Source organism: Amycolatopsis sp. WAC 04182 (genome assembly GCF_003947465.1).
Classification (GTDB): domain Bacteria; phylum Actinomycetota; class Actinomycetes; order Mycobacteriales; family Pseudonocardiaceae; genus Amycolatopsis.
The window spans coordinates 513366-532119 of sequence record NZ_QHJJ01000002.1; the positions used below are offsets into that span (position 1 = coordinate 513366).

The following is an 18754-nucleotide window of genomic DNA, read 5'->3' on the forward strand; positions in this document are numbered from 1 at the left end:
GGCTTCAGCCCTCCAGCAGCGCCCGCGCGGCTTCGCGCAGCGCGGCGTCCGGTTCCCCGAGACCGGCGAGCCTCAGCACGCCGTCGGCCCCTTCGACGGCGTGCGCCTCGACGTCCAGGTCCGGCCGGTCACGCCGGACGATCGCGATGCTCTCGACCAGCCCGAACACGAGATCGGTCCGGATGCCGCGAAGGTCTCCGGCGACACCGGCCGCCGCGACGAGCGAGCCGTAGACGCGTTTGAGTTCCGCCCGCTCCGCCCGGAACCGGGCGAGCCGCGGCGAGGAGATCTCGGGCAGCAGGTACAGGGCGCCGAGGTTGTGCCGCGCGCTGCCGAGCAGGTGGATGTCCGCGTAGGCCAGCGCCCATAGCCGCGTGCCGACCGGCGCGAGCTTGGCCGAAAGCCCGCCCGCGACGTCGAGTGACGGCCGGACGGTGTCCTCCAGCAGCGCCGCGAGAATGTCCTCTTTGGACGGAAAGTGGTAGTAGAGCGACGCCTGGCGCAGTCCGGCGCGTTCGGCGATGGCGCGTGTGGTCGTCGCCGCGTACCCGGCGCCGGTGAACAGCTCCCCCGCCGCGTCCAAGACGGCGAACCGCGCCTCCCGTTTGCTCGCGGCGGCGCCGCTGGCTCTCGGCCTGCCCACCCCGGTCGTTTTCGTCATCTATCCGATCCTGCCATTTCTCCGCGAAGATCTTTGTTACGTCCGGCGGTCGGCCCAGGTTACCGAATCCGGTATCTGTTAACACCGCGCTTACCCGGCGGAGATCGGAAGGATCCCGCACGCGCTTAATTTCGGTCAGCCGATCGAAATCCGGCCCTTGAGACAGGAGCCTCCGCAAATGCCTTCCGAAGACCTTTCCGCCTTCGGGTACCGCCAAGAACTTCGCCGGACACTGGGCGGTTTCTCCGCCTTCGCCGCCGGTTTCTCCTTCGTTTCCATCCTGACCACGGTGTTCCAGCTGTTCGCCTTCGGCTATTCCTTCGGCGACACGCTCTTCTTCTGGACGTGGCCGCTGGTGATCGCCGGGCAATTGCTCGTCGCGCTCAACTTCGCCGAACTCGCCGCCCGATTCCCGCTGGCAGGCTCGGTTTACCAGTGGGCGAAACACCTCTCCCCCGGATTCGCGGGGTGGCTCGCCGGCTGGATGATGCTGGTGGGCTGCGTGGTGGCGCTCGCCGGTGCCGCGATCGCGCTGCAGGTCGTCCTCCCGTCGGTCTGGAGCGGGTTCCAGCTCGTCGGCGGGGATCCGGCGATCACCTCCCCGACCGGCGCCAGCAACGCGGTCCTGCTCGGCACCCTGCTGATCGTCGTCACCACCGCGATCAACGCGGGCGGCGTGCGGCTGATGGCGCGGATCAACGACATCGGGGTCGGGGCCGAACTCGTCGGCGTGCTCGTGTTGATCATCGGGCTCGTGCTGTTCGCCGTCCGCGGCCCGCAGGTCGTGCTCCAGCCAGCGGGCGAAAGCCCCGGCGCCGGTGGCGTTCTCGCTTCGGCGCTGATGGCGGCCTACGTTCTGTACGGCTTCGATACCGCCGCCTCCGTCGCCGAGGAGACCAAGGACGCCCGCCGCATCGCCCCGCGCGCCGTGCTTCGGGCGCTGTTGATCTCCGGGGTCGGCGGGCTCGCCGTCGTCATCACCGCGCTGATGGCGGCACCGAGCCTGACCGACGGGCAACTGGCGGGGAAAGGCCTGCCGTACGTGATCACGGCCGTCTTCGGCGACACGCTCGGCCGGGTGTTCCTCGCCGACGTCGCGATCGCGGTCGTCGTGTGCACCCTGACCATCCAGACCGGCACCGTCCGGCTGATCTACTCGATGGCCCGCGACGGCGCGCTCCCCGGCGCCAGGAGGCTTTCCGCGGTCAACGCCCGCACCGGTACGCCGATCGCGCCCGCGGTGCTTTCCGGCGTGCTCGCCATCGGGCTCCTGCTGCTGAATCTGGGGAATCCGACGATCTTCAGCACCATCACCGGCACTTCGGTGGTCGTGGTCTACCTCGCCTATCTCCTGGTGACCGGGCCGCTGCTGATCCGGCGCCGTCAAGGCCGGTTCAGCGCCGAGCCCGGCCATTTCTCCCTGGGACGATGGGCTATTCCGGTCAACATCGCGGCAGTAGGGTACGGCGCGATGATGATCGTCAACATCGCTTGGCCACGAGCCGAGATCTACGACCTGGCGGGCACCGGTTCCGTCTGGGTCCTGTTGTTCCCGATCGAGTTCGTCGGCGCCGCGCTGCTCACCGGCTACCTCTGCTGGCGCCGCCGCTCCGCGCTCACCACGGTTCCCGTCCCCGCGACCTGAAGGAAGGTTCCATGAGCACGACATCGACCACGTACGGCGCTCGCGACCACGCCCGCGCCCAAGCGGGCACGGTGACCGAGGCGATGCCCGCCATCCCCGCGTCCACCTGGCCGGACCCGCCGCCCGGGATCGACCCGGCGAAACTGGTCTGGGCCGAGACCGTCGCCGGCGGCGGCTACACCCACAAGGTCCTCGCCCGCGGCACCGAGCTGCGGCTGACCGACGTCGAGGGCGACGCCTGCGCGCATCTGCTGCTGTACAACGCGGACCAGCCTTGGGAGCGGCTGAACGTCGCGGACACGGTGAAGGTCCAGTGGAACGCCTATCTCGGCGAGTCGATCGCCCTGCTTTCGGACCAGGCGCGGGTGCTCGCGACCGTCGTCACCGACGAGAGCGGCAAGCACGACGCCCTCTGCGGTACGTCCACTGTGGACGGCAGAACGCTGTTCACCCTCGCCGCCGCGAAACACGGCCTCACCCCGCGCGATCTGCCGCCGAGCCTGTCCTTCTTCCAGGGCGTGCACGTGGAGACCGACGGCGGGCTGACCTTCACCGGTTCGGCGGGCGCCGGCAAATCCGTGGTCCTGCGCACGGAACTCCCGGTGATCGTCCTCATCGCCAACGTGGCGCATCCGCTCGACCCGCGCCCGGACTCCCCGGTCACCCCGCTGCGCGTCCTCGCCCAGCGCTCCGCGCCGTCCACTCCGGACAGTCCTGAATGGACAGCTTCACCCGAGGCGCAGCGTGCCTTCGAGAACACCGCCGACTACCTCACCGCAAGGGGCCTGGCATGACGATCATCTCCGACACCGAGGTCGCCGCGCGGGCGCCGTACTCCACCGTGCTCCGCGAGGGCGAGACGCTCGCGATTATCGATCTCGGCGGCAACCAGGCCGTCGACTTCCTCTGCTACGACGCCGCCGACACGGCGAAGAGATACAGCGCGGCCGCCACGATCGCCGCGCAGCGCAACATCTTCCTCACCACCGGCAGCGTCCTGCGCACCGGCGAGGGCGCGCCGCTGCTGACCGTCGTCGAGGACACCTGCGGAAGGCACGACACGATCGGCGGCGCCTGCAGCAAGGAGTCGAACAGCCTCCGCTACGGCCAGCACACGCGGTACCAGCACGCCTGCGTCGAGAACTTCCTGACCGAGGGCGCCAAATGGGGCCTCGGCAAACGGGATCTGGTCAGCAACGTCAACTGGTACATGAACGTGCCGGTGGAACAGGACGGCACGCTCGGCATCGTCGACGGCATCTCGGCGCCCGGCCTGGAGGTCAAGCTGCGCGCCGAAACCGACGTCCTGGTGCTGGTGTCGAACTGCCCGCAGATCAACAACCCGTGCAACGGCTTCGACCCGACGCCGGTCCGGATGATCGTCACCGGCGGTGGCGTGTGAAGCTGCTCGTCGCCAACCGGGGGGAAATCGCGGTCCGTGTCATCCGGACCGCAAGGGAGATGGGCATTCCGACGGTCGCCGTCTACTCCGACGCCGACCGTACGGCCGCGCACGTACGGCTTGCCGACGAAGCCGTCCGGCTCGGCCCGGCGCCGGCCAGGGAGAGCTATCTCCTCGCCGACGCCATCATCGAAGCCGCGTTGAAGACCGGAACGGACACGATCCACCCGGGTTACGGCTTCCTGTCCGAGGACGCCGCTTTCGCCAGGGCGGTGGAAGCGGCCGGGATCCGGTTCGCCGGACCGGCCGCGGACCATCTCGAAGTCTTCGGCAGCAAGCACACCGCGCGGGCGAAGGCCGCCGAGGCCGGTGTCCCGATGCTGCCCGGCACCGGGTTGCTGGCCACCCTGGCCGGCGCCGAAGCCGCGGCCGCCGAGGTCGGCTATCCGGTGATGCTCAAGGCCACCGGCGGTGGCGGCGGGATCGGCATGCGTGCCTGCGCGTCCGCCGTCGAACTGCGCGACGCCTGGGAAGCGGTGCAGAGCATCGCGGCCAAGAGCTTCTCGACCCCGGGCGTGTTCCTCGAACGGCTCGTGACCCGCGCGCGGCACGTCGAGGTCCAGGTGTTCGGCGACGGCGCGGGCGAGGTGCTGGCGCTCGGCACGCGGGACTGCACCTTGCAGCGGCGTAACCAGAAGGTGCTCGAAGAGTGCCCCGCGCCGGGTTTGCCCGAAGCGGTGCGGGAGAAACTGGTCTCGTCGGCCGTCGACCTCTGCGCTTCCGTGCGCTACCGGTCGGCCGGGACGGTCGAGTTCATCTACGACCCGGACCGTGAAGAGGCCGCGTTCCTCGAAGTGAACACGCGGCTGCAGGTCGAGCATCCGGTCACCGAGGCGGTGTACGGGATCGACCTCGTCGCGTGGATGCTCCGGCTCGCCGACGGCGACACCGGGATGTTCACGACCACGCCGTCGCCGCGGGGGCACGCCGTCGAAGCGCGGGTCTACGCCGAGGACCCGGCCGCCGGGCACCGGCCGAGCGCGGGCCTGCTGACCCGCGCCGACTTCCCCGAAGGCGTCCGGGTTGACACCTGGGTCGAGGCCGGGGCGAACGTGACGACGCATTACGACCCGTTGCTCGCCAAGGTGATCACCGTCGGCGCGGACCGGGACGAGGCACTGGCCGCGCTGGGCGAGGCGCTCGGCGAAAGCCGGGTCGACGGCGTCCGGACGAACCTCGGCCAGCTGCGCGCGGTCGCCGCCGATCAGCGGCTGCGCGACGTCGCCCACGACACCGCGACGCTGGACACGATCGCCGACCCGGAGCCGCGGATCGAGGTCCTGCGGGGTGGCACGATGACCACCGTCCAGGACTGGCCCGGACGGCTGGGCTTCTGGCACGTGGGTGTCCCGCCGAACGGGCCGATGGACGATCTGTCCCTGCGCCTGGGCAACCTCGCGCTGGGCAATCCCGAAGGCGCGGCGGGCCTGGAGTGCACTGTGGACGGTGTCTCGCTGCGGTTCACCGAAGAAGCAATCGTTTGCGTCACGGGTTCGCCGTCGCCGGTGACCGTCGATGGTGCACCGGTTCCACAGTGGACGCCTGTCGAGATCCCCGCCGGTGGCGTGCTCGACGTCGGCACCGGGACCGCCGGGCTCCGCTCGTACGTCCTCGTCCGCGGCGGGATCGACGTGCCGGACTTCCTGGGCAGCGCGGCGACGTTCACCCTCGGCGGCTTCGGCGGGCATGGCGGGCGCGCACTGGCGACCGGTGACGTCCTCTCCCCCGGGCCCGAGCCGGAGCACTCCGTCACCGGCCCGGTTCCCGAAGCCGAACGCCCGGTTTTCACGACGCACTGGGAGATCGGAGCGTCCGAGGGACCACACGCGGCGCCGGAGTTCTTCACCCCGGACGACATCGAGACGTTCTACGCCACGGACTGGGAAGTGCACTTCAACTCCGCGCGGACCGGCGTCCGGCTCGTCGGGCCCCGGCCGCGCTGGGCACGGGAGGACGGGGGCGAGGCGGGCCTGCACCCATCGAACATCCACGACACGCCGTACGCGATCGGCGCCGTCGACTACACCGGCGACCTGCCGATCCTGCTGGGCCCGGACGGGCCGAGCCTCGGCGGTTTCGTCTGCCCGGCGACCGTGGTGACCGGGCAGCGCTGGAAACTCGGCCAGCTGCGGCCGGGTGACACCGTGCGGTTCGTGCCGATCACCATCGAGCACGCCTGCTCCTTGCGGGATACGCCCCATACGGCGGTCAAGGCGAGCCGGAAGCCGATCGACGACGGCGGCATCCTCGGCCGCCTGTCCACATCGGACGAGAACCCCGAGGTCACCTACCGGCGCAGCGGCGACGACAACCTGCTGATCGAGTACGGGCCGATGAAACTCGACCTGGCCCTGCGGATGCGGGTCCACGCGCTGGCCGACAGGCTGGCCAAGGAAGGGCTCGGGGGCGCCGGCGGTGTCCTTGATCTGACGCCGGGCATCCGCTCGCTGCAGGTCCACGTCGATCCGGACGTGCTGCCGGTGCCGAAACTGCTCGGCCTCGTGCAGGAAGTGGAACACGATCTGCCGCGCACCGCCGATCTCGTGGTGCCGAGCCGGACCGTGCGGCTGCCCTTGTCCTGGGACGACCCGGCGACGCGCGAGGCGATCGAGCGGTACATGGCGGGCGTCCGCGACGACGCGCCGTGGTGCCCGTGGAACATCGAGTTCATCCGGCGGGTCAACGGTCTGTCCAGTGTGGACGACGTCTACCGCACGGTGTTCGACGCGGAGTACCTCGTGCTCGGCCTCGGCGACGTCTATCTCGGCGCGCCGGTGGCCACTCCGCTGGACCCTCGGCACCGGCTTGTCACCACGAAGTACAACCCCGCCCGCACCTGGACCGCGGAGAACTCGGTCGGCATCGGCGGCTCGTACCTGTGCATCTACGGGATGGAGGGTCCCGGCGGATACCAGTTCATCGGGCGGACCGTGCAGGTGTGGAGCGGCTGGCGGCAACGCGGGTCGTTCGAACCGGGTTCGCCGTGGCTGCTGCGGTTCTTCGACCGGATCTCGTGGTATCCGGTGACCGCCGAGGAACTGCTGGACCTCCGGGCTCAGAGTTCGGCGGGGGAACTGGAACTCGACATCACCGACGGCGAGTTCGCGCTGGCCGACCACGAGCGGTTCCTCGCCGACAACGCCGCCGACATCGCCTCTTTCCGGGCGAAACAGAGCGCGGCGTTCGAGGCGGAACGGCAGGCCTGGGCGGCGGCGGGCGAATTCGACCCGCGCCCGGAACCCGTCGGGGCCAAGGTCCCGACCACGAAGATCGAGGCCCCGCCCGGTGGGCACGTCGTCGAAGCCCCGTTCGCCGCGACCGTGTGGCGGGTGGACGTCGAACCCGGCAAGAAGGTCGGCCCGGCGGAGACGCTGGTGATCCTCGAAGCGATGAAGACCGAGGCGCGGATCCCCGCGCCCGCCGCCGGGGAGGTCGTCGAGGTGCTGGTCTCCCCCGGCGATCAGGTCGCCCCCGGCACGCCGCTGGTGGTTCTGGGAAGGAGCGCGGGATGAGCGTGCTGGAGCGGGTGCGCGCCGCGTACCACCGGATCGCGTGGGTCGACCGGCCCGAGATCTGGATCGACCTGCGTCCGGAGGAAGACGTCCTCGCCGACGCGGAGAAGCTGGACGCCCGCCGCGCGGCAGGGGAATCCTTGCCGCTGTACGGAAAGCTGGCGGCGGTCAAGGGCAACATCGACGTCGCCGGGCTGCCGACGACGGCGGCGTGCCCCGAGTACGCCTACCTGCCCGCCGAGGACGCGCCGGTGGTGGCGCGGCTGCGCGCGGCCGGGGCGCTGATCCTGGGCACGACCAATCTGGACCAGTTCGCGACCGGGCTGGTCGGCACGCGCAGCCCGCACGGCGCGGTCCGGAACGCGATCGATCCGGCGTACGTTTCGGGCGGGTCGAGTTCGGGGTCGGCGGTCGCGGTGGCGCTCGGGATCGCGGATCTCGCGCTGGGCACGGACACCGCCGGATCGGGCCGGGTGCCGGCGGCGTTCAACGGGATCGCCGGGCTGAAGCCGACGCGGGGGCTGCTGCCGACGACCGGTGTCGTGCCCGCGTGCGCGAGCATCGACTGCGTGACCGTGTTCGCGCGGACGGTCGACGAGGCTTCGACAGCGTTCGCGTGTCTGAGCGAGCCCCGGGATCTACCGGTGCTGAACCGCCCTTTCCGGATCGGCGTGCCGTCCGAGGTGGGGCCGCTCCAGGACGGGTGGGCCGAAGCGTTCTCCGCGGCGGCTCAAGAATTCCGCGCCGCGGGTGCCGAACTGGTCCCTGTCGACATATCGGCGTTCCTCGCCGCGGCGCGTCTGCTGTACGAGGGCGCCTTCGTGGCCGAGCGGTACTCGGCGGTCGGCGAGTTCATCGACGCCCACCCGGACGCCGTCGATCCGGCCGTGCGGCGGATCATCGGCGCGGCGAAGGACATCCCGGCACACCGGTTGTTCTCCGACCTGGCGACGCTCGATGGTCTTTCTCGGAAAGCCTCGGCGGTATTGTCCACTGTGGACTGCCTGCTGTTGCCCACGACGACGGAACACCCGACGATCGCCGACGTCGAGGCCGATCCGCTGGGCGTGAACGCCCGGCTGGGCCGGTTCACGAACTCGACGAACCTGCTCGGCCTTTCGTCGCTGGCCGTGCCCGCCGGAACCGTCGGCGGGCTGCCGTTCGGCGTGATGCTGGTCGGCGCCGCGTACGCCGACCGGATCCTCGCCGACGTCGCCCGCTCGGTACCGCGGCGGACGCGGATCGCCGTCGTCGGCGCCCATCTGCGCGGGCAGCCGCTGAACCACGAGCTGACCTCGCGGGGCGGCCGGTTCGTTTTCGCCGGACCGACCGCGGCCGAATACCGGCTCCACGCGCTGGACACCGTGCCGCCCAAACCCGGTCTCGTCCGGGTCGCTTCGGGCGGCGCGGCGATCGAAGCCGAGGTGTGGGACCTGCCCCTCGCGGGCTTCGGGGAGTTCGTGGCGGGTGTTCCCGCGCCGCTGGCGATCGGGAAGGTGCGGCTGGCCGACGGGAGCGAGGTGTCCGGGTTCGTCTGCGAGCCTGGCGCGGTGGAGGGCGCCGAGGACATCACCAGGTACGGCGGGTGGCTCGGGTACCTGAGCCACTGAGGGCCTTGTCGGTGTCGTTGCCAAATCAGCTCGGCGCAGGCCGAATGTTCCCAATGTCGCATTAGGGACGCTGAGCGTCTCCAATGCGACATTGGGAACCCGGCTTGTGTCACGAAACCGCTCACGACCATCCACCAGGCGTTTTCCGATTCGGTTGGCCTTCCGGGCGGTTCTGGGAACAACCTCACAAACCCTGGCGCCCCGCCGGGCGCTGGGTAGCTTCGGGGTGGTGCCGACCACCTCCCCCTCCAGCCGCCGGACCGCGATCAGTGTGCTCGTGGCGCTGGGCCTCGTCGGTGCCGCGATGGTGACGCTGGGCGCGACCGGCGTGGCCGTCAAAGCGGTGAACGGGCAGGCGCTCGCGGTCCTCGAAGAGGTCCCCGGACCCGAGTCCGGCCCGACGTGCGCCGTCGACAAGCGCTATGTCGACGAGGACACCTTCGGTATGCGTCCGGACGTGATCGAAGCGTGGAACGCCCTGCGCGCCAAGGCCAAAGCCCAGAACATCACCCTCTGCGTGAACGACGGCAAGCGCAGCCGGAGCCAGCAGCAGCGCGAGTTCGACAAGGCCGTCGAGCGGTTCGGCTCCGTGGAGCAGGCCAAGAAGTGGGCGTTGCAGCCGGAGACGTCCATGCACGTCAAGGGAATCGCCGTCGACATCCAGCCGCTGAACTCGGCCGCGTGGGTGGACAAGAACGGCGGCGCGCTCGGCTGGTGCCGCCGCTACGACAACGAGAAGTGGCACTTCGAGTACGACCCGGCCTACAAGACGAACGGTTGCCCCGCCCTGCTCCCCAGCGCCACCGGCAACTAAGGCGTAACCCCTTCAATCACGCGAGTCGCGCCTCCAGACACGCGAGTTACGCGTCCGATCACGCGAGGGTTTCGGCCACATACTTCGCGGCTTCGGCGAGTAGAGCCTGGTCGTACGGAGCGTCCTTCGCCGCCTTGCTGGACATGATCGCGACGACGAGCGGCGCCTTGTCCGGCGGCCAGACGACGGCGATGTCGTTCAGCGTGCCGTAGTCACCGGTCCCGGTCTTGTCGGCGACGGTCCAGCCGGACGGCAGGCCCGCCCGGATCCGCTGCGCGCCGGTGGTGTTGCGTTCGAAGAGGTCGCGCAGGAAGTCCCGTTTGTCGGCCGTCAGCGTGTCGCCCAGCACGATCTCCCGGTAGTCGGCGGCGAAAGCACGCGGTGTCGTGGTGTCGCGCAGGTCGCCCGGGGTGGCCTCGGTGATGGCCGGTTCGATCCGGTCCATCCGTGTGACGGTGTCGCCGAGGCTGCGCGTGAACGCCGTCAGTTCGGCGGGGCCGCCGAGATCCCGCAACAGCAGGTTGCCCACGGTGCCGTCGCTGAACCGGATGGCGGCGTCGCACAGCTGGCGGATCGTCATGCCGGTGGCCACGTGCTGCCCGGTGACCGGGGCGTGCTTCATCAGGTCGTCTCGCGAGTACTCGACCCGGGTTTCCAGATGCGACAACGGATTGCGCTGCAGGACCGCCGCGGCGGCCACCCCTTTGAACGTCGAGCAGAACGCGAAACGCTCGTCGGCGCGGTGCTCGATCGTGGCACCACCGCCGGTGTCGATCGCGTACACGCCGAGCCTGGCGTCGAACTTCTTCTCCAGCTCCAGCAGCCGGTCGTGGAACTGGCGCGTGGTGGACGGCGGGGGTGGCGGCGGAGGGGACGAAGGGCTCGGAGGCGGGGTCCCGCGAGTGCAGGCGGCCAGCGACGCGAGGACCGCCATCCCCAGCAGCGCACGACGGGTGACGGCCGGCCCCGGCGAGTTCATCGTGATCCCTCCCCCTGATCACGTCGAACATAGCAACTTCCCCACCACCCCCGGATCGGCCAAGCGGCCGAGGCGGGTGACCCCGGGAGTGTGCCTTCCCCCACTCGACCGGGCCACCATCCTGGTTACCGACCGGTAACCGGGGCTAGGGTGCGGTCAGGACTACCTCTACTTCAGGAGCATTCGTGGCCGCAGGAGCAACACCGCTCGCGCCGAACGCGCGGTCGGTACGCAATGTCGCCTTCGTCGAAGGGGTGCGAACGCCCTTCGGCAAGGCAGGCGAAAAGGGTATGTACGCCGGCACTCGTGCCGACGATCTCGTCGTCAACGCCATCCGTGAACTGCTGCGGCGGCATCCCGAGCTGCCGCCCGAGCGCGTCGACGAGGTGGCGATCGCCGCCACCACCCAGATCGGGGACCAGGGCCTGACCATCGGCCGCACCGCCGCGCTGCTGGCCGGGCTGCCGAAGTCGGTGCCCGGTTTCGCGCTGGACCGGATGTGCGCCGGCGCGATGACCGCGGTCACCACGACCGCGAGCGGGATCGGCTTCGGCGCGTACGACATCGCCATCGCCGGCGGCGTCGAGCACATGGGCCGCCACCCGATGGGCGAGGGCGTCGACCCGAACCCGCGCATCATCGCCGACAAGCTCGTCGACCCGACGGCGCTCGTCATGGGCCAGACCGCGGAGAACCTGCACGACCGGTTCCTGGCGATCACCAAGCAGCGCACCGACGCCTTCGCCGCGCGCAGCCAGGAGAAGTACGCCGAGGCCGTGAAGACCGGCAAGATCGGCCCCGAGCTGGTCCCGGTCGCCACGCGGTCCAAGGAGCTGGGCTGGGGTCTCGCGACCGAGGACGAGCCGCCGCGTCCCGGCACCACCGTCGAGCAGCTCGCCGGGCTGAAGACGCCGTTCCGCCCGCACGGCCGGATCACTGCGGGCAACGCGGCCGGTCTCAACGACGGCGCCACCGCGGCGCTGCTCGCCGACGAGGACACCGCCCGCGAACTCGGCCTGCCGATCGGCATGCGCCTGGTGGGCTACTCCTTCGCCGGGGTCGAGCCGGAGGTCATGGGCATCGGCCCGGTGCCCGCCACCGAGAAGCTGTTCAAGCGCACCGGTCTGTCGATCGACGACATCGGCCTGTTCGAGATCAACGAGGCGTTCGCCGTCCAGGTGCTCGCGTTCCTCGACCACTTCGGCATCGCCGACGACGACCCCCGCGTCAACCAGTGGGGTGGCGCGATCGCCTGCGGTCACCCGCTCGCCTCGTCCGGTGTCCGGCTGATGACGCAGCTTTCGCGTCAGTTCGCCGAGCGCCCCGACGTGCGCTACGGCCTGACCACCATGTGCATCGGGATCGGCATGGGCGGGACCGTCATCTGGGAGAACCCGGCCTTCGAGGGGGCGAAGTAATGACTTTCACCGCTGAGCAGGCGAAAGCCGCCTTCCCCGACGAGGTCGTCACGAACGCGGTCACGCGTCTGGTGAAGGTGCCCGGTCTCGACAAGCCGGTCGCGCTGATCACCCTGGACAACGGCCACGACCACACCCGGCCGAACACCTTCGGCCCGCAGGGCCTGGTGAGCCTCAACGCCGCGATCGACGCCGCCTTCGCCGCGGAACCCGCCGCGATCGCGGTCACCGGCAAGCCGTTCATCTTCGCCGTCGGCGCCGACCTTTCCGGTGTCGAAGCGGTCGCGGATCCGGCGCTGGCGCGGGAGATCGCGCAGACCGGGCACGACGTGTTCCGGCGGCTCACCGAAACCGAGATCCCGACGTTCGGGTTCATCAACGGCGCGGTGATGGGCGGCGGGCTCGAACTCGCGCTCTCCTGCCACTACCGCACGCTCTCGGAGAACACCGCCGCGATCGCGTTCCCCGAGGTCTTCCTCGGCCTGTTCCCGGGCTGGGGCGGCACACAGCTGCTGCCGAACCTGATCGGGCCGGACGCCGCGGTCACCGTGATCATCGAGAACGCGCTGGCGCAGAACAAGATGCTCAAGGTCGCGCAGGCGGCGGAGCTCGGCATCGTCGACGAGGTCTTCGGCTCGGCCGACTACCTGGAGCAGTCGCTGCTGTGGCTGGCGAAGGTCGTCAACGGCGAGATCACCCCCGCCCGCCGCGAGATCGACCGCGGCGCGGGCTGGGACGCCGCGATCGCCCGCGCCAAGGCCATTGTGGACGGTCGCACGAAGGGCGCGTCCCCCGGCGCGACCAAGGCCGTCGAGCTGCTGGAGCTGGCCCGCGAGAACGACCTCGACCGCGGTTACGCGGCCGAGACCGACGGGCTCGCCGAACTGCTCATGGACGACACGCTGCGTGCCGGGCTGTACTCGTTCAACCTGGTCAACAAGCGGGCCAAGCGGCCGGCGGGCGCGCCGGACAAGTCGCTGGCGCGCAAGGTGAACAAGGTCGGCATCGTCGGCGCGGGCCTGATGGCCAGCCAGATGGCGCTGCTGTTCGTGCGCCGCCTCAAGGTGCCCGTCGTGCTCACCGACGTCGACCAGGAACGCGTCGACAAGGGCGTGTCCTATGTGCACGGTGAGATCGACAAGCTGCTGGCCAAGAAGCGGGTTTCGCCGGACGGCGCGAACCGGCTGAAGGCACTCGTCACCGGCTCGCTCGACAAGTCCGCGTTCGCCGACGCCGACTTCGTGATCGAGGCGGTGTTCGAGGAGCTTGGCGTCAAGCAGAAGGTCTTCGCGGACCTGGAGCAGTACGTCTCGCCCGAGGCGATCCTGGCGACGAACACCTCGTCGCTGTCGATCACCGCGATGGCGTCGCAGCTCAAGCACCCGGAGCGCGTGGTCGGGTTCCACTTCTTCAACCCGGTCGCGGTGATGCCGCTGCTGGAGATCGTCCGCGCGGAGAAGACCGACGACGCCGCGCTGGCGACGGCGTTCGCGCTCGGCAAGCAGCTCAAGAAGTCGAGCGTGCTGGTCAAGGACGCGTCCGCGTTCGTGGTCAACCGGCTGCTGCTGCGCTTCCTCGGCGAGGTGCTGGTGACCGTCGACGAAGGCACGCCGTTCGAGGTCGCGGACAAGGCGCTCGAGCCGCTCGGTCTGCCGATGACGCCGCTGACGCTGATGCAGCTCGTCGGCCCGGCGATCGCCCTGCACGTCGGGGAGACCCTGCACGGGGCGTTCCCGGACCGGTTCACCGTCAGCGAGAACCTCGACCGCTTCGTCAAGGCGGGCAAGAAGGGCGTCTGGCAGTGGGACGACAAGGGCAACGCCACCGTCGACCCCGAGGTGGCCGAACTCTGGCAGCGGGGCGACGCGCCGTCGACGTCCGAGCAGGTGCGTGACCGCGCGCTGGCGGCGATCGCCGAGGAGATCCGGATCATGCTCGACGAGGGCGTGGTCGCGGAGGCGCAGGACATCGACCTGTGCCTGATCCTCGGCGCGGGCTGGCCGTTCTGGCTGGGCGGCATCACGCCGTACCTGGACCGGGCGGGCGTGTCCGAGAAGGTCAACGGCAAGCCGTTCCTGGCCCCGGGTGTGGCGAGCGTGCCGCTCTCCTGAGCCTGAACTGAAAAGGCCACCGTCGGCGATCTCTTGATCGCAGGCGGTGGCCTTTCACGTTTTTCGTGGAGTTCATGGAAAACAACTGCGTTTTCGTGAACACTTGGCTTCTGTTCGAAACAGCCCGTCTCCCCGGCCATCCCCCGGGGAGACGGGCTGAGTACCGCGACGGCGACGATCGTCACACGGCGCCGTTCGTTGGCCGTCCGGACACCGCCCGTTCAGCGAGGCTCTTTAGCGTGCCGCCGGTGAACAGCGAAAAGCCCGGCGTCGACCGCCGCGGATTCCTCAAGCGCGCGGGCCTCGTGTCCGCGGCGGCCGCGGGCGCCCCGCTCGCCGCCACCGCCCCGGCGGAAGCCCTCGATCTCGACATCGATGTCAACCTGCTCTTCGGCCGGGACCGCTACCGGTGGCTGGTGGGCGATCACCACATCCACACGCAGTACTCCTACGACGCGATGTACACAGTGGACGGAATCGCCGACGACGCGCGCCGTCACGGGGCGGACTGGGCGGTGATCACCGATCACGGCCACGCCGCGCACGAGAAATCGTCGGTGGAGCGCACGGACGCCGCGATCCGGGCGGCGCAGCGCGAGCACCCCGATCTCCTGCTGTGGCAGGGCATGGAGTGGAACGTGCCCGGCGCCGAGCACGCGACGCTGTTCTTCCAGGCGGGTGCGAACCAGGCCGCGAAACTACGTGAGTTCGAGCGCGCCTTCGACTGGCGGCTGACCGGGACCGAGCCGGGCACCCCGGACAACGAGGCGCTGGCCGTCGCGGCGATCCGCTGGCTCGCCGCCGAAGAGCGGGCGCGCCGGATCCACGCGCCGGTGGTGGTCGTCAACCATCCGCTGCGCAACGGCCGGATCGCCCCGCACGAGATCCGCGCGCTGCGCGACGCCGCGCCCGGGATCGTCATCGGCATGGAAGGCGCGCCGGGCGCCCAGGCCGACGGCTTCCCGAAGCCGCTCGGGAGCGGCGGTGGCGCGCGCGGCGGTTACGGCAACTCCCCCGGTTCGAACTCGTGGCCGGGTTTCCCGGAGTCGGCCTACCGCACCTACGGCGGCTTCGACTGGAGCACCGCGACCGTCGGCGGGCTCTGGGATTCGCTGCTGGCCGAAGGAAAGCCGTGGTGGATCACCAGCAACTCCGACTCGCACTACAACCGCGGCGACACCCACGTGCGGCCCGGCGTCCCGGACGGGTACTACGACGAGCACGGCGCCTACCCGGACCCGATCGACACCGGCGTCCCGCAGACCTTGCCCCCGTACGCGGACTTCGCACCCGCCGAGTTCAGCCGGACCGTGGTCGGTGTGTCCCGTCGAAGCCACGAAGGTGTACTGGAGGGCCTGCGCGCGGGACGCGTCTGGGTGGTGCACGGCGGACTCGCGCAGGAACTGGAATTCGGCGCGTACAGCGGCTGGAATTCGGCGACGATGGGCGGCAGGCTGCGGGTCCGGCGCGGATCCGACGTCACGGTCGTCGTCTCGGCGAAACTGGCGGCCCGGCCGAACGGCGGCGGCACGATCCCCCGGCTCGCTCGGCTCGACCTCGTTGCGGGACCGGTGACCGGCCCGGCCGCCGACCGGGACACGCAGACCGCCTCCGGCACGCGGGTCGTGCGGTCCTTCGAACCGCGGTGGGCGCCGGGGCGGCGGGTCGCCTTCCGGCACACCTTCCGCAACGTGCGCGAGCCGTTCTTCGTGCGCACGCGCGGCACGGACGGCAAGAAGCACGTACCCGGCGGGATGGAGCCGAGCGCCGACGTGATCGGGCAGTCGAACCCGTTCGAAGACCTGTGGCTGTACGGGAACCCGATCTTCGTGGACGTGCGGTAGGGGGCCGGGGCCGGGTCTAAACACCCAGCTTGTCGGGATCCGGCCCCAGCCGCTTGCCCTGCTCCAGCGTCGCGATCGCGGCGCCGTCGTGCGCGTCGAGCGCGAAGTCGAAGACGTCCATGTTCTCCTTGATCCGTTCCGGTGTGACGGATTTCGGGATCACCAGGTGGTTCATCTCGATATGCCAGCGCAGCACGACCTGCGCCGGCGTCTTGCCGTGCTTCTTGGCGATCGTGGTGATCTTCTCGTCGGCGAGCAGGTCCCCGCCGCGCGCCAGTGGCCCCCACGCCTCGGTGACGATCTCGTGCTTCTCGTGGAAGTCCCGCAGCAACGGCTGCTGCAGCCACGGGTGGCATTCGATCTGGTTCACCGCCGGGACGACGCCGGTCTCCTCGATCAGCCGCTCCAGATGCGGGATCTGGAAGTTCGAGACGCCGATCGCCTTCGCCCGGCCGTCGGAGGCGATCTTTTCCAGTGCCCGCCACGTTTCCACGTACTTGTCCTGCGACGGCAGCGGCCAGTGGATCAGGTACAGGTCGACATATTCGAGACCGAGTTCGCTCAGGCTCGTGTCGAAGGCACGCAGCGCCGAGTCGTAGCCATGCTCGGTGTTCCACAGTTTCGTGGTGACGAACAGTTCCTCGCGGGGCAGCCCGCTGGTGCGGACGGCCTCGCCGACGCCGCGTTCGTTGGCGTACAGGGTCGCCGTGTCGATGGCCCGGTAACCCGCCTCGATGGCGGTGCGGACCGCGTCCACGACCTCGTCGTCGCCGATCTTGTACACCCCGAACCCGAGTTGCGGGAGGGACGTTCCGTTGTTCAGCCGAATGCTGGGGACCATGCTTGAACCGTAACCCCAGCCGGGGGTCAAGGCAGAGCGGGCAGGTGCACGGTCACCGAAAGACCGCCGCCCACAACGGGTTCCGCGGACACCGTGCCGCCGTGCGCCTGGACCGCGGCCCGCACGATCGAAAGCCCCAGCCCGGCGCCGGTGCGGGCGGTCCTGGCGACGCCGGCGCGGCGGAACGGTTCGAACAGTTCGGGAACCGCGGCCGGGTCGAGCAGGCCGCCGGACGACCGCACCCGCAGCACCGACCACTGTGGACCCGCCTGCGTGACGACGTCCAGCCAGCCACCGTCGACGTTGTGCCGCACGGCGTTCTCCAGCAGGTTTCCCGCGATCCGTTCCAGCAGCGCGGGATCGCCGAACGTCGGCGCTCCCTGGGTCGCGAATTCGGCGCGGAGGCCACGTTTCTCCGCGTCCGGCCGCGCCGCGCGCCACGCGCTCGCGACGATCACCGCGAGATCCACCGGTTCCCTCGCCACCAGCCCCGCGCCGTCCGTGCGCGCGAGCAGCAGCAGCGAACCGACCAGCCGCTCGGCCCGCTCGGTCGCGTCGCGGACCACACCCGCCATCCGGCGTAATTCGGCTTCGTCCGCGTGCTCGTCGGCCAGGGTGACGTCGAGTTCGGTGCGGATGACCGCGAGCGGCGTCCGCAGTTCGTGGCTGGCGTTCGCGACGAAATGCCGTTGCGCGTCGAACGCGGCCTGCAGCCGGTCGAGCATGTCGTCGAAGGTCTCGGCCAGTTCGGCGAGTTCGTCCTTCGTGCGGACCTCGCCGATCCGCTCCCCCATCGATTCGATCGACAGGCGCCGCGCGGTGCCGGTGATCTCGCGCAGCGGTTGCAGGACCCGCGCGGTGAACGTCCACGCGAGGATCCCCGCCGCCAGCACGACGAAACAGAACGCGACCGCGCCGAAGAGCAGCACCCGGTTCCTGGCGTACACCCGCAGATGTTCGGTGACCGCGGAAGCGTCGACGTCGACGCCGTCGACCCGCACCGTGGTGCCCGGCGGCAGCTGCGGGACGGCGGAAACCGCGTCGCCGACCAGGTTCCAGGTCAGCCAGAGCAGCAGGAGGCTGACCAGCGCCACCAGCCCGGTCGCGAGCAGCGTGACCCGCGCGCGCAGGCTGCGGGCACCGGACAGGTTCACCCGCGTGCGGTCCCCTGCTCCGGCACCCGGTAGCCGGAGCCGACGACGGTCTCGATGATGCCCGGCTCGCCGAGCTTCTTGCGCAGCGTCATCACCGTGACCCGGACGGTGGTGGTGAACGGGTCGGCGTTCTCGTCCCACACTCGTTCGAGCAGTTCCTCGCTGCTGACCACCGAACCGGCGGCCGACAGCAGCACCTCCAGGACACCGAACTCCTTGCGGGTCAGCTCGACCGGACCGCTCGCGCGGCGGACGGTCCGCCTCGCCGGATCCAGTTCGACGTCGCCCGAAGTCAGCAGCGGCGGCGCGGCCGGGGTCGCGCGGCGCCCGAGCGCCCGCACGCGCGCGACGAGTTCGGGGAAGGCGAACGGCTTGGCGAGATAGTCGTCGGCGCCGAGGGAAAGCCCGTCGACACGGTCCGAAACGGAACTGCTCGCGGTCAGCATCAGGACACGGGTCAGCTCGCCGGACGCGACGATCTCGCGGCACAGGTCGTCACCGGACATCCCGGGCAGGTCGCGGTCGAGCAGCACGACGTCGTACCGGGTGACGGCGGCCTTCTCGTGCCCGTCGTCACCGGTGAGCGCGATGTCCACCGCCATGCCCTCGCGCCGCAGGCCGCGTGCGATCGCGTCGGCGAGGGGTTCTTCGTCTTCGACTACCAGAATTCGCACGACCCTACGTTGCCACATTTACCTGAGAG

Annotated in this window: 14 protein-coding genes; 9 read left to right on the forward strand and 5 right to left on the reverse strand. The window is 70.2% G+C overall.

Features of this window, described 5'->3' with window-relative positions:
- Positions 1-4 precede the first annotated feature (4 nt).
- Positions 5-661, reverse strand: coding sequence for a TetR/AcrR family transcriptional regulator (locus tag DMH01_RS09585; RefSeq protein ID WP_125675202.1), 657 nt, complete (start codon positions 659-661; stop codon positions 5-7).
- Between the two features lie 178 nt (positions 662-839).
- On the opposite strand from DMH01_RS09585, the gene DMH01_RS09590 reads away from it, so the two are divergent.
- The 6 genes from DMH01_RS09590 (at position 840) to DMH01_RS09615 (ending at position 9704) form a co-directional block, all read left to right on the forward strand.
- Positions 840-2306 carry an amino acid permease gene (locus DMH01_RS09590; protein WP_125675203.1) on the forward strand — a complete coding sequence of 489 codons (1467 nt, stop codon included), beginning with the start codon at positions 840-842 and terminating at the stop codon, positions 2304-2306.
- Positions 2307-2317: 11 nt separating this feature from the next.
- Positions 2318-3100, forward strand: coding sequence for a DUF1989 domain-containing protein (locus DMH01_RS09595; protein ID WP_125675205.1), 783 nt, complete (start codon positions 2318-2320; stop codon positions 3098-3100).
- Positions 3097-3708: an urea amidolyase associated protein UAAP2 gene (locus DMH01_RS09600; RefSeq protein ID WP_125675207.1), complete on the forward strand. Its 612-nt coding sequence runs from the start codon at positions 3097-3099 to the stop codon at positions 3706-3708. The genes DMH01_RS09595 and DMH01_RS09600 overlap by 4 nt, the downstream gene beginning before the upstream one ends.
- Positions 3705-7280 (forward strand): urea carboxylase, encoded by a 3576-nt coding sequence (gene uca, locus DMH01_RS09605; protein WP_125675209.1) that lies wholly within the window; start codon positions 3705-3707, stop codon positions 7278-7280. Before DMH01_RS09600 ends, uca begins: the two co-directional genes overlap by 4 nt.
- Positions 7277-8890 (forward strand): allophanate hydrolase, encoded by a 1614-nt coding sequence (gene atzF, locus DMH01_RS09610; RefSeq protein WP_125675211.1) that lies wholly within the window; start codon positions 7277-7279, stop codon positions 8888-8890. Before uca ends, atzF begins: the two co-directional genes overlap by 4 nt.
- Before the next feature lie 226 nt (positions 8891-9116).
- Positions 9117-9704 carry a D-alanyl-D-alanine carboxypeptidase family protein gene (locus DMH01_RS09615; protein ID WP_125675213.1) on the forward strand — a complete coding sequence of 196 codons (588 nt, stop codon included), beginning with the start codon at positions 9117-9119 and terminating at the stop codon, positions 9702-9704.
- Positions 9705-9762: 58 nt separating this feature from the next.
- Here DMH01_RS09615 and bla read toward each other — a convergent pair whose 3' ends face one another.
- Positions 9763-10683 carry a class A beta-lactamase gene (gene bla, locus DMH01_RS09620; RefSeq protein WP_125675214.1) on the reverse strand — a complete coding sequence of 307 codons (921 nt, stop codon included), beginning with the start codon at positions 10681-10683 and terminating at the stop codon, positions 9763-9765.
- 185 nt (positions 10684-10868) lie between these two features.
- Between bla and DMH01_RS09625 the strand changes: the two genes are divergently transcribed.
- The 3 genes from DMH01_RS09625 to DMH01_RS09635 all read left to right on the forward strand — a co-directional run bounded on the left by DMH01_RS09625 (position 10869) and on the right by DMH01_RS09635 (position 16056).
- A complete protein-coding gene (locus tag DMH01_RS09625) occupies positions 10869-12101 on the forward strand; it encodes a thiolase family protein (RefSeq protein WP_125675216.1) in 1233 nt (410 codons plus the stop codon).
- The gene (locus DMH01_RS09630) at positions 12101-14212 is read left to right on the forward strand and encodes a 3-hydroxyacyl-CoA dehydrogenase NAD-binding domain-containing protein (protein ID WP_125675218.1); all 2112 of its coding nucleotides are present in this window, start codon (positions 12101-12103) and stop codon (positions 14210-14212) included. Before DMH01_RS09625 ends, DMH01_RS09630 begins: the two co-directional genes overlap by 1 nt.
- Before the next feature lie 248 nt (positions 14213-14460).
- Positions 14461-16056, forward strand: a complete 1596-nt coding sequence (locus tag DMH01_RS09635; protein ID WP_125675220.1) for a PHP domain-containing protein — start codon at positions 14461-14463, stop codon at positions 16054-16056.
- Between the two features lie 16 nt (positions 16057-16072).
- Here the strand turns inward: DMH01_RS09635 and DMH01_RS09640 are convergent, their stop codons facing one another.
- The 3 genes from DMH01_RS09640 to DMH01_RS09650 are packed head-to-tail and all read right to left on the reverse strand — an operon-like array spanning position 16073 to position 18725.
- Complete coding sequence (locus tag DMH01_RS09640) at positions 16073-16897, reverse strand: aldo/keto reductase (protein WP_125675222.1); 825 nt, start codon at positions 16895-16897, stop codon at positions 16073-16075.
- Between the two features lie 26 nt (positions 16898-16923).
- Positions 16924-18051, reverse strand: coding sequence for a cell wall metabolism sensor histidine kinase WalK (locus DMH01_RS09645; protein WP_125675224.1), 1128 nt, complete (start codon positions 18049-18051; stop codon positions 16924-16926).
- Positions 18048-18725: a response regulator transcription factor gene (locus tag DMH01_RS09650; protein ID WP_007033550.1), complete on the reverse strand. Its 678-nt coding sequence runs from the start codon at positions 18723-18725 to the stop codon at positions 18048-18050. Before DMH01_RS09650 ends, DMH01_RS09645 begins: the two co-directional genes overlap by 4 nt.
- Between the last annotated feature and the right edge of the window lie 29 nt (positions 18726-18754).

Excerpts from the sequence above, each read along its gene's own strand:
- atzF (WP_125675211.1), top strand. The coding sequence starts at position 7,277 with ATGAGCGTGCTGGAGCGGGTGCGCGCCGCGTACCACCGGATCGCGTGG.
- DMH01_RS09630 (WP_125675218.1), top strand. The coding sequence starts at position 12,101 with ATGACTTTCACCGCTGAGCAGGCGAAAGCCGCCTTCCCCGACGAGGTC.
- DMH01_RS09600 (WP_125675207.1), top strand. The coding sequence starts at position 3,097 with ATGACGATCATCTCCGACACCGAGGTCGCCGCGCGGGCGCCGTACTCC.
- DMH01_RS09585 (WP_125675202.1), bottom strand. The coding sequence starts at position 661 with ATGACGAAAACGACCGGGGTGGGCAGGCCGAGAGCCAGCGGCGCCGCC.
- DMH01_RS09590 (WP_125675203.1), top strand. The coding sequence starts at position 840 with ATGCCTTCCGAAGACCTTTCCGCCTTCGGGTACCGCCAAGAACTTCGC.
- bla (WP_125675214.1), bottom strand. The coding sequence starts at position 10,683 with ATGAACTCGCCGGGGCCGGCCGTCACCCGTCGTGCGCTGCTGGGGATG.
- DMH01_RS09640 (WP_125675222.1), bottom strand. The coding sequence starts at position 16,897 with ATGGTCCCCAGCATTCGGCTGAACAACGGAACGTCCCTCCCGCAACTC.
- DMH01_RS09595 (WP_125675205.1), top strand. The coding sequence starts at position 2,318 with ATGAGCACGACATCGACCACGTACGGCGCTCGCGACCACGCCCGCGCC.